This window comes from Deinococcus aerolatus (assembly GCF_014647055.1).
Classification (GTDB): domain Bacteria; phylum Deinococcota; class Deinococci; order Deinococcales; family Deinococcaceae; genus Deinococcus; species Deinococcus aerolatus.
Genome location: NZ_BMOL01000064.1, coordinates 1 through 1,127 on the forward strand (window position 1 = coordinate 1; position 1,127 = coordinate 1,127).

Below are 1,127 nucleotides of genomic sequence, written 5' to 3' on the forward strand. Positions count from 1 at the left end.
CGTTGACCGTCATCGCCGGCGCGCGGTACGTCATGCCTCCAGCCTGTGTGTCGCCCGGCACCACCCGGGTGGCTCCCTGCGGCAGGTCCGTCACGATCCCGGACCCCACCTGGGTCCGGGATTCCCCCACACCATCGGTGATCTCCAGCACCCCGGGCACGCCCTCGGGCAACCCCAAGACGCGTACGGCCAGGTGACCAAACCGTGGATCACGGGCGTAAGCCACGTTCACCACGCCGGTTCGGCCGCGCTGCACCCGCACCGGATTGCCCTGCACCGTGGCGGGGTAGCTGAATTCTCCTGCCCGCACAGCTTCCGCCGTGACGTTGTAGTCGCCAGGCGCCAGGTCCGTCAGGGTCTGGGTGGCTTCCCCACGGAGGTCCCGCTTGAAGCCCCCTGGTCCCGTGAGGCGCAGGGTGGTCTCCTGGCCTTCAGGCACGCCCGCGACGTTCAGGGTGAGTTGCCCCGTCAGGGGCAGGTCGTACGACACCTTCACCGTGGCACGCAGGTGACGTTCGGTGAACGTCACCTGTCCAGGCTCCACCACCGGCAGGTAGGGCGCTCCGTCTGACACGACGGTGCGCGCGCCCACGTCGTAGCGGCCCAGGGGCAGGTCGCGCAGCACCTGGGTGCCGGTCAGGGCACGGACCAGGGGGCCGTGCTGCACGGCCACATCGGCGGCCTCCCCGGAGGGGAGGCCCGTGACCTGCACGGTCAGTTCCGCGCGCGGCACCACGCCGATGATGCTGAGGCTGCCGGTGCCGCTTCCGCACGCGGTGAGCGCCAGGGTCAGCAGCGGCAGGGGGGTCAGCGCGCGGCGCGTCCGCCTCATGGCTGGTGGCCCACGTCGAAGCGGTAGGTCACGCCCAGCGCGGCGGAAGGACGGGGGCCGTCGTCGGTGAAGACCACGATGGTGTCGAGGCGGACTCCGAGCTTGCCCCAGGCGGTGTCCAGACCCAGCAGGGCGTAAGGCCGCACCGTCATGCCGCTCGCGGACGAGATGGTGGTGGCCCCCAGCCCCAGGGACGGACGTAGAGGGGTCGGCCCAGCGCCCGAGGTCGCCACCAGGCCCAGCCCGAGGGCAGGGAACAGCCGGGTGCCGAAACCGAAGGTGACGTCCCCCCGGG

Annotated in this window: 2 protein-coding genes; both read right to left on the bottom strand. The window is 71.7% G+C overall.

Translation table 11 applies throughout. The features are described from left to right. A partial coding sequence (locus IEY31_RS18515; protein ID WP_373289196.1) for a hypothetical protein occupies positions 1-832 on the bottom strand: 832 nt, incomplete at its 3' end. Then, positions 829-1,127 (bottom strand): hypothetical protein (locus IEY31_RS18520; protein WP_188974425.1); only part of this gene is annotated, 299 nt, incomplete at its 5' end. The genes IEY31_RS18520 and IEY31_RS18515, both read right to left, overlap by 4 nt.